This window comes from Njordella aestuarii (assembly GCF_056494165.1).
Genome location: NZ_CM151397.1, coordinates 94,999 through 108,415, shown reverse-complemented (window position 1 = coordinate 108,415; position 13,417 = coordinate 94,999). Strand labels below are relative to the sequence as shown.

Here is a 13,417-nt window from a genome sequence, read left to right as displayed (position 1 = left end):
CTACTCACCGCCACCGACGTGTTAATCGCCGATCACACAGCAAACGCTATAGCCCTCGATAATTCATTATGAACGTATTGATCGTCGCTATGATCGGAATCGCGGTGGTCTTGCTGTGTATTCTCGTCCTGCGTCTGCATCCAATCATCGGCTTGCTCTTGGCCAGTTTGTTCGTGCTCGCTGCAACTCCAGAGCCAATCAAGCTACAAAACCGATTGGAGAAATTTCGCCAACCCGTAGCCGCAGTACAGGGCAATTCGATTGGAACTTTGCATGCGATTGATGATGGAGCATACTATCACTGGCCCCAAGGTGAGCCAATCCAGCATTCGCACGAAATCTTGCTTAGGCGGCAAAGCATAGCCTCCACGTCAGAACAAACAACAGCTCTCGAGTACAAGGATATCGCGTTCTGGTACTCAGCGGACGCCGAACTGGCTTCGTTAAAACAGGGAGATTCTTTCGTAGCGGTGACGGCTTATGAATCGACTAGACTGACGATTTGGTCTGGGCTCGGGAGTCAACTGGCAGATGGTTTTGCTCAGACATTTCGCCGTTTGGGGATACCGGTCACAATGGCCGCGATCGTCGGAGTTTGCCTGATTGAAAGCGGAGCAGCGACGCGATTGGTCATGGCCATCGTCGCGTTATGTGGTGCTCGCGGAACTGCGCCGGCTTTAACCGTGAGCGGGTTTATACTCGGAATCCCCGTTTATTTTGACAATGTTTTCTATCTTTTGTTGCCATTGGCCAAGGCGATAGGCCGTCAAAAGCCGGCTTTCTTCATGACGGCGGTGATGGCAATTATCGTGGGCGCAACCATGGCTCACTCCTTAGTTCCACCGACGCCAGGGCCGCTACTAGTTGCTGCCGCAATGCAAGTCGGCGTAGGGACAATGATTTTGGCTGGGACGATCGTTGGAGGTGTCGCCGCGACGGCTGGGTTCGGCTACGGGGTTCTATGCAAACGTTGGGTGCAACTATCAATCGATCAACTGCCTGCGGGCGAGTCGGCCGAAGTTCCACATTCAAGCATTGCCGCAAAACGAATCCCCTTAGCGCTGGCTGCTCTGCCCATTGGGATACCGATTGCTGTGCTGGGAAGTGCCGAGATCGTTACCTTCCTGGCTCAGGATAGTGACAACGCAGCACTCCAAAATGCAAGCCGTTGGATCGATGCTACCAATGACCCGACACTTGTCTTTATCCTAACAGCGTTGCTTGCCATTTGGATTTTGAAAACGTATGGAGCTCCTCAAGGCGTCCGCAAAGCTGTTTCTCGAGGACTAGCAGATGCAGGCACGATCGTACTACTGACGTGCGCGGGAGGCGCCTTCGGGGCTTCGCTGCAACAACTTCAGTTGGCGGATGCGATCGGCGATCAATTCCAGAACTTTCGGACACCGTGGGGGTTGCTGTTTACCGCTTTTTTCTTGACGACGATCATCCGAGCTGCACAAGGGAGTGCGACGGTCGCGATGGTGACATCGGCCGATATTATCGCTCCAGTTTTGGAAACGATGGAGTTGCCGTTCCACCCGGTCTATCTTGCACTCGCGATAGGTTGTGGATCGAAGCCACTGCCCTGGATGAACGATAGCGGCTTTTGGCAAGTAGCAACGATGACTGGCATGACCGCAGGCCAGACGCTAAAAACATTCACCGCCGCGCTCACACTCATGGGCATCGTCGGCTTCATCGTCACCCTTTTGGGCGCGTGGCTACTTCCGTTCAAGTAACACCACAGATTGCGGCTCACTGGACGGCATGACCGCCAATATGGACAAGAGGACCAACGGCGTCACCCACCAATTACGATCGTTGGGTGACGCGAATGGCACTCCTCAGGTTCCAGCAGCGGATGACCGATATCGTGCAGCAAAACCAATCAGGTGGTAATGCAGTTACTGCAAAGCACGTCGTCATGGCGTACAATGCACTTGGTCAGAAGACATCCATCGCTCGGTACCAAAGCACCGGAACCAGCAACGCTGTGGCAAGTTCGACGTTTACCTACGACACAATCAACCGCCTGAGCGGCCTGACGCATGCCCAAGGCGGCACGACGCTTGCCAGTTATAGCTATGGTTATGACGGCATGTCACGCCCGACTTCGATCACATCGTCGATCGAGGGGGTATCGACTTTCACGTATGACACTACCAGCCAGCTAACCGCTGCCGACCATGCGACCCAAACCGACGAGACCTACGGCTATAATTTAAACGGCTCTCGAAATACGACTGGTTACACAACCAGCACCAACAATCGAACCTCAGCCGCTCCTGGCTTCACCTTTACCTATGATGACGAAGGAAACCGCACCAAGCGTACGGAAACCTCGACTGGGAAGGTACAGGAATACGAATGGGACCATCGCAATCGATTGACTGGCGTCAAGAACCGCAACTCAGCGATGGGCTCCGTTGTATTGCAAGTTGATTACGCTTATGACCATATGAATCGTTTGGTGAAGCGAACGTATGATGCCGATGGCGCAGGAGCCGGAGCAGCCACAACACAATTCTGGGTGTATGACGAAGGCATCAATGCGGTGATGCAATACGACGGAGCGGCAGCGAGCAATCTCTCGCACCGCTACCTATGGGCTGACTCCGTTGATCAACTACTGGCCGACGAGCAAGTGACAAGCCTTGGCTCGGGCGGCAACACGCTTTGGGCACTGTCGGATCACCTCGGCACGATTCGCGACATCGCCGATTTGAACGAAGGCAGCGGCGTTACATCGGTAACCAACCATCGCACTTATAATGCCTTCGGCGCTTCAACGGCCGAAACGAATGCAGCGGTAGATTTGATCTTTGGCTTTACTGGCAAGCAGCTCGACGAAGCCACCGGCATGCAGCACAACCTAAACCGCTGGTACGACTCTGCGCTTGGCCAGTGGCTGAGTGAAGATCCAATCGGGTTTACAGCTGGTGACGAGAATTTGAGGCGTTATGTTAGAAACAAAAATGCAGCTGCTCTCGACCCGTTTGGGCTTGCGGAAACTGTTCTGAAAGACTATGCGCCAAATCCCGATCTTATTCGACTCTATAAAGAATCTAAGATCGGGGGAGCTAAAAGGAGTTCAACTGAAGAACTAGATGAATACGGAAACCGGCTGCCTGGTTGCGCGTGCGTTGACCTTGCATATATGGCACAAATGTTTATTGAATATAAACAAGACCCAAACATTACGACAAATTATGTTGTGTCGTACAATTATATTAGATATAAAGACGCAACCGGTGTCACTCGAACTGAAAAGTCTCATGCTATAAATTTGATTGGCTATAAAGATGGGACATTTGCACTTGGCGACATCACGTTCGGCGAAGACTATGTTTCCCCAACATACAATAGCAAGGAAGACGCTTTGGCTGATTTGCCTTATTTGATTATGGTATGGCATCAAGAACAATCGAAAGATATCGAACTGAGCCTCAAAGCCGCTCGCAAATTGAAATATGAAGGAGGTGATGAGGTTGGGGTCGGTTACCACCTTACTGAATATAAGGACAAAATGCCAGATTCCGTAATGTATTACAAAGATAGAGAAACTCGGAAATCACTTGAAGATTACTTTCGAAGTGTCAAAGTGACAGATGTACATAAAAAATATTGGCCAAAAAATCTTGAGGAAGGAAAAAAGTACGAGCGTGATCAAATTAAGCGGACAAACAGGTAGATAACTAATTTGGTCGAGCCAGAATTTTGTGGGTAAGCACTTTGGAAATTTTGAGAGAACGTCAGTTTTTAGCGGCCGATGAGCGGAGAAGACGAGAATTACCTTTGTTGGTGATGCCAGAATAAGTTACCCACGAAAAAGCTTGGTGGACCACCAATTTCTGGCCACCCTCGATGGCGACAATACTTTATAAAGTTCGACTTATGATTACTTAACACTGGCTGTACTGTCAATCGGCTTAACTTCTTCTGCACAGAAATGTATAAAATGCTAAGCTTTTCTTTCCGCCGTAGACTAGTGATCTTGGTATTGCTTTCAGCAGCTGGTCCCTTCAATTGCCATGCTGGGTTTCCATTGCATGACCTTATTGGAGACCTAATTATAGCCCCTGATCACGAAATAAAGGAGAGGGTATTAACGTTCGATTTCACGGCAGATACAAACGGGGACCACGTAAAATATCTTCACATTACAGACTCATTTGAAATTGACTGCAATGTCAAAGACACAGTTCTGGATGCGGTTCTTATCGCAACAGACGCAACAGATAGGTTCTACAAAGGGCCGACACAAGTGATGCTTAATGACAGGCAATTAGAGGTCGAAAAAACTGATATTGATGCAGAATTAGTTTTCGCGAATTGGGCATCATCACCATCGATTTCAGCCGGAAGCAAAATGCAACACTTTACAGTTGAGCCTGAGCTAGGCAAGAATAAGTTTGTACTCGACTATTATGCGGATTTTGATGAGCAAAATGGATTTGAGTTCTATTTTTCACGCAATTCAAAGCACGGATTTGTGACCGTTCAATTTATTCTCCCACGACACTGGAGTTTGCGCAATGCAAATCTCCCCTATCTTCAACGCGACAATTTCACAGTCAAAACGTATGTGTTCGATGGCGATTTAAGGGATTTAGGCAAATTATCCACTCAATTCAAGATCCTTCCAATTCGAGAGAATCCTAATATTGCTTTTTATGCGACATTTCTACCAATGGCTTTTTTAATTTCAACAGTTAGCACTGTTATTGCTTATGCTCTTTTTAAGTTTTGGAAACGAATTGAAAGCTGTGGCGCAGAGGTGTCTAGCCACCCTGAATACGAAGATTGGTCAGAACAATAGGTGCCACAGAACAATAGGTGCCACACACGAATGGCACTGTTGAAATGGCTTCGGTGTCATCAAGCAGATAATTTCGTACGCAAAAAATGGGTACCGGCACCAACGTGCAAAAACGCCTAGTAGTAAGGACAAAAGGTGCCACCCACGAATGGTACTTTTGCGTACGTAAGTGTTAAGTTTCGAAAAGGTTATCACCTTTTAGTAGTCTAGCCCGGAGGGACGGTCGCGGCTTCGTCATCAAGCGATTACTGTCCCGGCGTTTCTTGACGACGCGCGGCTCGAAACGATCCGGGCGATTGGCGATGCAACAAGCTGCAATTTGCTCGAGCAATCTCACACTGTATGACAGCCTCCCGGCTTCGCTCAAGTTTAGCATCGCGTTGAGCCAACCAACAAGCACATATTGACGTGCCGTCGTAAAACTGATTTCTCGCGGTCGACGCTCATGCAACGCTGCCGCTCCCGCAATCACAACGCGGATCAGATTATACGCCAGCATGGTCGTCCAGAATTCTAGGCGAACCATCGCGGGGGTTTTACAGCGGAGATGATTCAAGTTCAAAAACGTCTTGATACTTCTGATATCCAACTCCGCATTCCAACGAAATGAATATAACTCGGCGATCTCTTCAAAGCTCACGCCTTGCTCGCCTTGATCTTGCACAAACGTCGAAATGACAATAATCGAACTTTGCTTGCGCCCCGGTGCACTTATCACGTAACGTAGTTCTCGAAGCTCAATCCTCTCGGGCATGCTTGCGTATTGCTCAGCCGACATCCACGATGGCCGAGATGGTCGTACCCAACTGACCAAGTGATCGTCCCATCCCAATCGCTTTCCTTTGCGAAAGTCCGTAGGCCGTTTCTGATGCTTGCGGAAGCGAAGACTGTTTTGAACTTCAGCAGCAAGAGTTCCATCTTTCTCAAAGGCTTTGCGCCAGTTATGAATCAAGTTGTCGCGGATCCCGAGATCCCGAGCGACTTGGCAATAGGTTAAGCCTTGTTCAATGACCTTTTTAACAGCCGCCAGCTTGTAATCACGGCTAGAAACACGTCGGTTCGACATCAACTCATCCTCCGTCAGCATTTTGACATAAGGTGAGTCACTGTCTACCATTCTTGGGGAACTTCACTTCGATCGAATGGGCTACAATAGTGGAACATCACTCTTCAGATTACTCGTAGAAATTCGGCGATTTAGTCCATGATCACTAGAAACACACTCAGCGTATGTTCAATCGGCAACATGATACCTTTCAATCTCAGCGCTCTTATTTGTTATGCGTCGCTGTTCTTGACGCTGCAAATCGAATCATTTGGCCAGACACCTACAGAAAATCGTTTTGAACCAAAGGTGCAGGCATACGAAGAATCGGACAAGTTGATGCCACCACCTAAAGACGCCATACTTTTGGTTGGGGACTCGCAGTTTTATCGCTGGAAGACTTTGGCCGAGGACTTGCCAAATTATACCGTTATCAATCGAGGGATCGATTCGTTTCAGACATCCGATTTGGTTCACTTCGTCGATAGAATTGTTACGCCGTATCAACCTCGCATGATCGTGCTGCATGTTGGCGGCAATGATGTAAACAATGGTAAGTCCGCAGCACAAATACTCGAGGATTTCAAGACATTCGAAAGCAAAGTGCGTGCAAAACTACCCGACGTACCGATCGCTTTTTCCAGCATTACTCCAGGACCAGGACGTTGGGAGCAAGCTGATCGAAGGAAAGAAGCAAATCTCGCGGTTAAGGAGTATGTCGATACGAAGGACAACCTGTACTTTGTTGATCTTTGGGACGCGATGTTAACTGCGGAAGGGCAGCCACGCGAAGAGCTTTGGGTCGAGGACCGAGTTCACCCAAACCAAGAAGGCTATCGATTGCGAGTCAAGATCATGAAACCGATGTTAGGACCTCCCGACATTAAAAAGTAAGAGCCTATCCGTTTAGGTAACCTACCGCTGAGCATTTGCTTCTCTGCTTTGAGCTAGGCGACTTGGCGCTCTAGCTGCCGACGATACAGTGACGCGAACACCATACGAAGCGGGCGCCTTAACCAAGATTTAAGCCGGGTGGTGGATGACGAACTACGATTGATTGGCGCGGTCGCTTGACTACTCAAGGGTGAATAACTGATACGATGACTACAAAACCTGTTCTTGCAATTACCATGGGCGATCCAGCTGGTGTTGGGCCTGAAGTCTGCCTTCACCTGCTCAAGAACGCTGAGCTTGCCAAGAGTTGCACGCCCATTATCTTTGGCGACGCCGACATACTACGAGCTTGTGCAATGCAAGCTGGATTGCGATTCGCTGCCCCCGTCATTGCCGCGAATGATTGGCCAGTGAAAACTCTTCAGGAGCCGTCCGTACTTAATCTCGGGTTCATTCGACTCGATGACTTCACACCCGGAACCATCAACGCTGCAACCGGTCTCGCGGGTTATTCGTACGTGAACCGTGCTATCGACGCGGCTCTTGCTGGAGAAGTTGCCGCCGTTTCCACTGCACCGCTTAACAAAGAAGCAATGAGCCTTGGGGGGATCAAATTTCCCGGCCACACAGAAATCTTCGCCGCGCGCACCAACGCTGTTCGCTCGTGCATGATGCAATACTCCGAGGAGATAACTTGCACGTTTGTTACTGTTCATGTCGGCTATGCCGAAGTGCCATCGCTGCTGACTCAGGAACGCATTCTTGACGTTATTGAACTAACGGCCGCCGGACTCGAGCGCATCCGCCGTCGAAAGCCCAAGCTCGCCGTTTGTGGACTTAATCCCCACGCGGGCGAACATGGCTTGTTCGGAAACCGTGAAGAAGAGCGCATCATTATCCCCGCAATCGAAGCGGCACGAACTCGCGGCCACGATATCGAAGGCCCGTTGCCACCCGACACCGCGTTTTTGCCATGGAAGCGAAAATCGACCGACGCCTTCATCTGTATGTATCACGACCAGGGCCACATTCCGGTCAAAGCGCTCGCGTTTGATTCCGCTGTGAACACTACGCTCGGCCTTCCGATTATTCGAACCAGCGTAGATCATGGAACTGCGCTTGACATCGCGTGGCAGGGCAAAGCTCGTCCCGATAGTCTCTACTCTGCCGTGCGTCTTGCTGTGCAACTCGCGGAGAGCGGACAGTGATAGTCGTTCTGGCTGATGATTTTTCTGGGGCTGCAGAATTAGCTGGTTTAGCGGCATCGCGTGGTTGGAGTGCTGAAGTACAGACACGCTTTGATGCGAGTAGCGTCGCGGAGGTCATCGCATTGGATGCAGACACTCGGCGAAAGAGTGAACTCGAGGCGGTCCGCATAATGCACGAAGTCACAAAGCAAATTACCGCCGCAAATCCGGCTTGGATTTTTAAGAAGACCGACTCCGTACTGCGTGGCCACGTGCGAGCTGAAATTGAAGCGGTGATGAATGCCGGTGCGCATAACGAGTGCGTTTTCATTCCTGCGAATCCAAGTAAAGGCCGCGTGATCATTGACGGACGCTATTTCGTGAATGGAGTTCCGCTTGATGAGACGTCGTTCAGATGTGATCCCGATTTCCCTCGCCGCAGTTCAAGCGTTCTAGAATTGCTCGGCAAATCAACTCGGATATTCACGCCAGAATTCGTAGCGTCTCGGGAAGATTTGCCATCTTCCTTACCAAAGACTACACTCGCATCAGGCGCTGCCGATTTTTTTAACGCTTTGCTCGGACCTTCGCGTCCCTGCGCGAATCAACAAAAGTCTCAAATCAGATGTGAAAGAATGCTTTTGTTGTGCGGAAGTCTGGCTGCGTGGGAGGCGGGGCGTGCCGGTGAAATGCGCCGTCAGAAGTTTGTCGTCAAGACTCTAGGTGCACCAATCACAGAGACGCTTTGGCGAGAATCATCGCGTTTAATGCTTGGCATCGGCCACCTCGTCGAGAAACGAGAACGCGACTTAGTTGCCGAGTTAATCGCCGCAGCACAGCCTCTGTTGGCCGACAAGCAGAATCTTTGCATTGCAATCGAAGGAGGTGCAACTGCTCGCGCCTTTATCGATAGCTGCGGCTGGACGCGATTGCAAGCGTTGGCTCAATGCCCAGCAGGTGTTGGGGTTCTTCATCCGCCTGATGGACCGCTGATACTTATCAAACCCGGTAGTTATTCTTGGCCTATAAATTTTGCCGATTTTGGTAGTATTCAATAACGCCTTGCTGAAAGGATAGGGGACACGATTGCTCGCTGCTCTTGGTCCGGCCTACGGTAGAGGTAGTGTTTCGCAGAGCTTGTGAAATCTGCTCACCAACTTTGCAAGGAAAATCTTCATTGGGATCTGCAATATTTGGTCTGACTTGCATGCGAGAATTACCAACTGGTTGTTCGGCGGATCGATTCAAGGAACTCCATTCCAGCGTTTGGTAAGTCTTCGTGCGTGCCTTCGAAAATAGTCAGCCGAGCCACTCCGGCTTTTGCGCGAAATAGTACGGCGCGTGAATAAGTTTCGTCGTCGATAGCTGCAGATGTAGATTGCTCGTCAGCTCCGGCACTTAACCACTTTTCGATTTCGATTTCAGATACTGGAGGAAGTTTGTTTGCAATTGCAATGGCGTTGAATGCAGCAATCGATTGGCTAACGGGGACCGATCCGGTATGTCCGTCATGCACGCCAGTGTTTATATCGATCGGCACCTCAGTCGCGTTTGCCAGATGATACACTGGAGAACGCATTTCCAACTCATGCTCGACTGCATCGCTGCTACCGGGAACCCCACCGACTAACGCTTTAGGATTAAGCCAACGCTAGAAGTACATCATTGGGATGATGGCGTTGCTGGATGAACAATCAATTCGTAAGGCCGGTGATCGCTGGTTGTAAGATCGTCTGGAAAATCGTCTTGCCTAACAATCACTCGCGTTTGTGGTTTCCAGTTGCGGGCTGCTCCGGCGACAAAAAAACCGTCCAAGATCGAGGCTGGATAGTCGTTGACGAAATCTAGATTTTCGTCGGTCCAACATGTATCAACAAACTTGTCTGGTTTGACCCACTTCAAAATATTGTCGCGATTCAGTTCCTCAAACGCTTTGTTTCCGCTGCCCTTAACATAGTCGAAATCATAGTTGAAATCTCCCATTACAATAATCGCTTCCGATTGCCCGCGCGCCCATTCGCGTAAACCAATCGATTGCTCATTTCGCATCGCCTCGTCACCCCGTGCTTGATGGACTAATACTGCAAGGAAGCGATTGTTCGTCGTTGTATCTCGAAATGCACAAACGAGCGGACGTCGGAGATTCCCGTGATCGACAGTTACGCCTCCCATCTCGCTAGGCTCTTTTGATGCAACCAGTTGCAATCGATCACTGTCGAAAATGAATTGAAGCCGATCGTCACCGCCGCTTCCGCCGCGTACATCTTTAAAGTGACGTCCCGGTATTGTATTTACGGCCGCTAAGTATCGATCGAATGCACTTGGCAAGACTTCACTCAAGCCGAAAATCGTCGCGTCCTTGAACTCCGCCAATTGCGATGCGATCCGCTCCGGTTCGCTTTGGCCAGATTGCAAGTTCCATTCAATCGCTTTGATGGCGGTTGGTGCCATTTCCGATAACAGCGGAGTCACTTCGGCAAAGGGCGAGCCGGGGCCAGGAGGATCATTGCGGGCGTCTTCTAAAGTCCGCGCGACTTTCGGTGGCGGCAGAATCATCTGCGAATCGATGTCACTCACCAACACGCTGAGTTGTCCGTTCTCCTCTTGCAGTTCACCGGTCGCAGTCACCGTCTCGTTAATAATCTGACCGCGAAAGTTTTCATAACCACGTCCCGGCAACGTCTCGGCTTCTTTCGTCTGTATTTTGATTGTGAAGCATTCGGCGCTACGGAAATCTTTGATGGAATTCAAATACACGTTTGTCTTACCGCCAGAGGCTGCTACGACGAACGAAACGGTGACTTGCTGGCCGACCATTTGCCGCAAACGTTCCATGTCTTCCGGCTTATTCGGCGAATAGCCCACAGTGATCGCTGTTGGTGCATTGGAAAGGTCCGTCGGCGTCGCAGCTAATTTGGCATCAGATGTTGCAGTTGTCGGATTCTCGTTTTCCGGCTCAATTACGTTCGCAGTATTTTCCTGCACATTTGGGGTTGGAACAACAACGTCCGACGGGGCGGCGACCGTGTTTTCTGGAATCGCAGAAGCAGATTCTATCGACGGCTGGCTTTGTCCGAACCATACGACGGCGAAAGCGACGACCGCCACGAGACAGATTGCACCGATCAAAGTGCGGAGATTCTTCTTTGGCATAGGAGCGATTGCAAACGACTAAAGTGAAAATTAAATGCGAGATCTCATGATTTGATCCGATCTAGGGCACTGCAAGTATAGTCGTACCACATCATTTATCAGAGGCTCAACAGTCGATAAATTCCGACGGTTAGCCTTTTTGCCATCGCCATAAGATCACAAAAAAGAGGTCCATTGGTCAAAATAATGGGTACATTCACTAGACTTGCAATTCCATCAACGATTCCCAACGGGTGTAGCAGGCTTCCAGCTGAGCCTGTAGCTTCTGCAACGCGGCTTGCTCTTTCACGATGATCGATTGCGGTTGCTTGTAGAAATCTGGAGCCGCCATCTCCGCATGCTTGGCAGCAATCGCAGCTTCGGTCTCTTCGATCTTTTTCGGCAACTCCTCAAGCTCTTGCTTTTGTTTGAAAGTCAGTTTTTCCACAGGCTTGGCCGGAGTTTTGCCGGATTCCTTGGGAACCGAACCCGACTTTGACTTCTTGTTCTCCGCTCCACCATTCGCCTTGGACTTCGTTTGACGCAACCAATCATCGTAACCGCCGACGTACTCTCGAACACCATCACTCTCGAATACAATTGAACTGGTCACGACATTGTTCAAAAATTCACGATCGTGACTGACAACCATCAGCGTGCCGTCGTATTGCACTAGCCGCTCTTCTAACAAATCCAAAGTCTCCGCGTCCAAATCGTTGGTAGGTTCATCCAACACAATCAAATTCGCGGGCTTGGTGAACAGCTTGGCAAGCAACACGCGATTGCGTTCGCCACCGCTCAGCATTTTGATCTGAGTTCGCGCACGCTCCGGCGTAAATAGAAAATCCTGAAGGTAGCCAATGATATGTTGCGATTTACCATTGATCTTAACTGTCTCGTAGCCGTCACCCACATCGTCCTGAATCGTTTTTTCTTCATCCAACTGCGCTCGCATCTGATCAAAGTAGACGATTTGGACATTGGTTCCAACGCGGAGTGTTCCCGACTGCGGTGCAAGTTTTCCAAGCAAGATTCGCAAAAGAGTAGTTTTACCAGCGCCGTTGCGGCCAATAATTCCAACTTTGTCGCCTCGCATGATCGTGGTCGAAAAGTTATCCAAGATGACTTGATCGTCATAAGCAAACGATAGGTTTTCAGCATGCAACACCAAATTCCCGCTGCGGCCGCCTTCTTGTATTTGCAAGTTGGCCGTACCGACCGCGCTGCGGCGCTCACTGCGTTGCTCGCGCATGGCCTTCAGTGCCCTAACGCGACCTTCATTCCGAGTACGCCTCGCTTTTACGCCTTGACGGATCCACGCTTCCTCGATCGCAAGCTTCTTATCGAAAAGCGCGTTCTGCTTTTCTTCGGCAGCTAGCGCAGCTTCCTTGCGAGTCAAGAACGTATCGTAATCGCAGGTCCAGTCAAAAAGCTTGCCGCCTTCGATCTCAAGAATGCGACCTGCCAGTTTCCTCAAGAACTGACGATCATGCGTGATGAACATGAAAGCTTTGGGCCAACGTGCGAGGAAGCCTTCCAACCATTCGATCGCAGGGATATCGAGATGGTTCGTCGGTTCATCGAGCAGCAGCATGTCTGGTTCGTCAGCCAGCGCCTTTGCTAACAGAACTCGACGTTTCATCCCCGACGACATTTTTTCAAAGCGAGCTTCCGGGTCCAATTCCATTCGCGAGAGGATTTGATCGACAGCGTGTTCGCGCCGCCATTGATCCGTTGCAGCGTCATGCTCGGCCGCCGTGCCACAGACTCCGGCCAGAACTACTTCATGGACTGAGCCATGGACGCCATGCGGCACATCTTGCGGCAGCAGGGATACTTTTGCACCCGATGAGTAAATGATCTTCCCCGAATCAGGCTGGACCGTGCCGGACAGCATTTTTAGCAGCGTGGTCTTTCCAGCTCCGTTTCTGCCTAACAATCCAATCCGTTCCGCCGGATCAATCAAGCAGTTAACGCCATCCAAAAGAGCAGGGCCGCGGTAACGAATTGTCAGATCTGTAATCGTGATGAGAGGCATTCGAGAGTTGTCTAAAGTTGAATTAATCCCGCAAAGTTGCAGGAGTGGCCAAGTGGGAAAGAATCCTAAAAGCTACCCAAAACAGCTCTCTTTTGACAGGGCAATTGGATCGTGCCAAAACTATCATTGGCGTTGAAACCACAAGAATACTTGAGGTTTTCATGAAAACCCTGAAAAAAGGTTACGCCGGAGACCGCTCCTGAATTCGGTGTTGACCTTCCAAAATGGCTCAGGAATGCAATCAAATGCAGACTTAAGGACAAATTGACGAGCCTTCTCGGCTGAGCTATCGTAAATACTCC

General features: G+C 50.1%; 10 protein-coding genes. 6 read left to right on the top strand and 4 right to left on the bottom strand.

Features of this window, described 5'->3' with window-relative positions; genetic code table 11:
• Window positions 1–68: 68 nt before the first annotated feature.
• The 3 genes from SH451x_RS00365 (at window position 69) to SH451x_RS00355 (ending at window position 4,819) form a co-directional block, all read left to right on the top strand.
• Complete coding sequence (locus SH451x_RS00365) at window positions 69–1,739, top strand: GntP family permease (RefSeq protein WP_479360260.1); 1,671 nt, start codon at window positions 69–71, stop codon at window positions 1,737–1,739.
• Between the two features lie 95 nt (window positions 1,740–1,834).
• Window positions 1,835–3,691 carry an RHS repeat domain-containing protein gene (locus SH451x_RS00360; protein ID WP_479360259.1) on the top strand — a complete coding sequence of 619 codons (1,857 nt, stop codon included), beginning with the start codon at window positions 1,835–1,837 and terminating at the stop codon, window positions 3,689–3,691.
• A gap of 258 nt (window positions 3,692–3,949) precedes the next feature.
• On the top strand, window positions 3,950–4,819 hold the full coding sequence (locus SH451x_RS00355; RefSeq protein ID WP_479360258.1) for a hypothetical protein: 870 nt from the start codon (window positions 3,950–3,952) through the stop codon (window positions 4,817–4,819).
• Window positions 4,820–4,991: 172 nt separating this feature from the next.
• Here the strand turns inward: SH451x_RS00355 and SH451x_RS00350 are convergent, their stop codons facing one another.
• The gene (locus SH451x_RS00350; RefSeq protein WP_479360257.1) at window positions 4,992–5,936 is read right to left on the bottom strand and encodes a transposase; all 945 of its coding nucleotides are present in this window, start codon (window positions 5,934–5,936) and stop codon (window positions 4,992–4,994) included.
• 87 nt (window positions 5,937–6,023) lie between these two features.
• On the opposite strand from SH451x_RS00350, the gene SH451x_RS00345 reads away from it, so the two are divergent.
• The 3 genes from SH451x_RS00345 (at window position 6,024) to SH451x_RS00335 (ending at window position 9,003) form a co-directional block, all read left to right on the top strand.
• A complete protein-coding gene (locus tag SH451x_RS00345; RefSeq protein WP_479360256.1) occupies window positions 6,024–6,758 on the top strand; it encodes a GDSL-type esterase/lipase family protein in 735 nt (244 codons plus the stop codon).
• Window positions 6,759–6,964: 206 nt separating this feature from the next.
• Window positions 6,965–7,966: a 4-hydroxythreonine-4-phosphate dehydrogenase PdxA gene (gene pdxA, locus SH451x_RS00340; RefSeq protein WP_479360255.1), complete on the top strand. Its 1,002-nt coding sequence runs from the start codon at window positions 6,965–6,967 to the stop codon at window positions 7,964–7,966.
• Window positions 7,963–9,003 carry a four-carbon acid sugar kinase family protein gene (locus SH451x_RS00335; protein WP_479360254.1) on the top strand — a complete coding sequence of 347 codons (1,041 nt, stop codon included), beginning with the start codon at window positions 7,963–7,965 and terminating at the stop codon, window positions 9,001–9,003. Before pdxA ends, SH451x_RS00335 begins: the two co-directional genes overlap by 4 nt.
• A 158-nt stretch (window positions 9,004–9,161) precedes the next feature.
• On the opposite strand, the gene SH451x_RS00330 is transcribed toward SH451x_RS00335, so the two are convergent.
• The 3 genes from SH451x_RS00330 to SH451x_RS00320 form a co-directional block, all read right to left on the bottom strand.
• Entirely contained in the window at window positions 9,162–9,524 is a 363-nt protein-coding gene (locus SH451x_RS00330) for a hypothetical protein (protein WP_479360253.1), read from the bottom strand.
• Window positions 9,525–9,607: 83 nt separating this feature from the next.
• A complete protein-coding gene (locus SH451x_RS00325; RefSeq protein ID WP_479360252.1) occupies window positions 9,608–11,098 on the bottom strand; it encodes an endonuclease/exonuclease/phosphatase family protein in 1,491 nt (496 codons plus the stop codon).
• A gap of 199 nt (window positions 11,099–11,297) precedes the next feature.
• The gene (locus SH451x_RS00320) at window positions 11,298–13,115 is read right to left on the bottom strand and encodes an ATP-binding cassette domain-containing protein (protein WP_479360251.1); all 1,818 of its coding nucleotides are present in this window, start codon (window positions 13,113–13,115) and stop codon (window positions 11,298–11,300) included.
• Between the last annotated feature and the right edge of the window lie 302 nt (window positions 13,116–13,417).

Excerpts from the sequence above, each read along its gene's own strand:
- SH451x_RS00365 (WP_479360260.1), top strand. The coding sequence starts at position 69 with ATGAACGTATTGATCGTCGCTATGATCGGAATCGCGGTGGTCTTGCTG.
- SH451x_RS00360 (WP_479360259.1), top strand. The coding sequence starts at position 1,835 with ATGGCACTCCTCAGGTTCCAGCAGCGGATGACCGATATCGTGCAGCAA.
- SH451x_RS00355 (WP_479360258.1), top strand. The coding sequence starts at position 3,950 with ATGTATAAAATGCTAAGCTTTTCTTTCCGCCGTAGACTAGTGATCTTG.
- SH451x_RS00350 (WP_479360257.1), bottom strand. The coding sequence starts at position 5,936 with ATGGTAGACAGTGACTCACCTTATGTCAAAATGCTGACGGAGGATGAG.
- SH451x_RS00345 (WP_479360256.1), top strand. The coding sequence starts at position 6,024 with ATGATCACTAGAAACACACTCAGCGTATGTTCAATCGGCAACATGATA.
- pdxA (WP_479360255.1), top strand. The coding sequence starts at position 6,965 with ATGACTACAAAACCTGTTCTTGCAATTACCATGGGCGATCCAGCTGGT.
- SH451x_RS00330 (WP_479360253.1), bottom strand. The coding sequence starts at position 9,524 with ATGCGTTCTCCAGTGTATCATCTGGCAAACGCGACTGAGGTGCCGATC.
- SH451x_RS00325 (WP_479360252.1), bottom strand. The coding sequence starts at position 11,098 with ATGCCAAAGAAGAATCTCCGCACTTTGATCGGTGCAATCTGTCTCGTG.
- SH451x_RS00320 (WP_479360251.1), bottom strand. The coding sequence starts at position 13,115 with ATGCCTCTCATCACGATTACAGATCTGACAATTCGTTACCGCGGCCCT.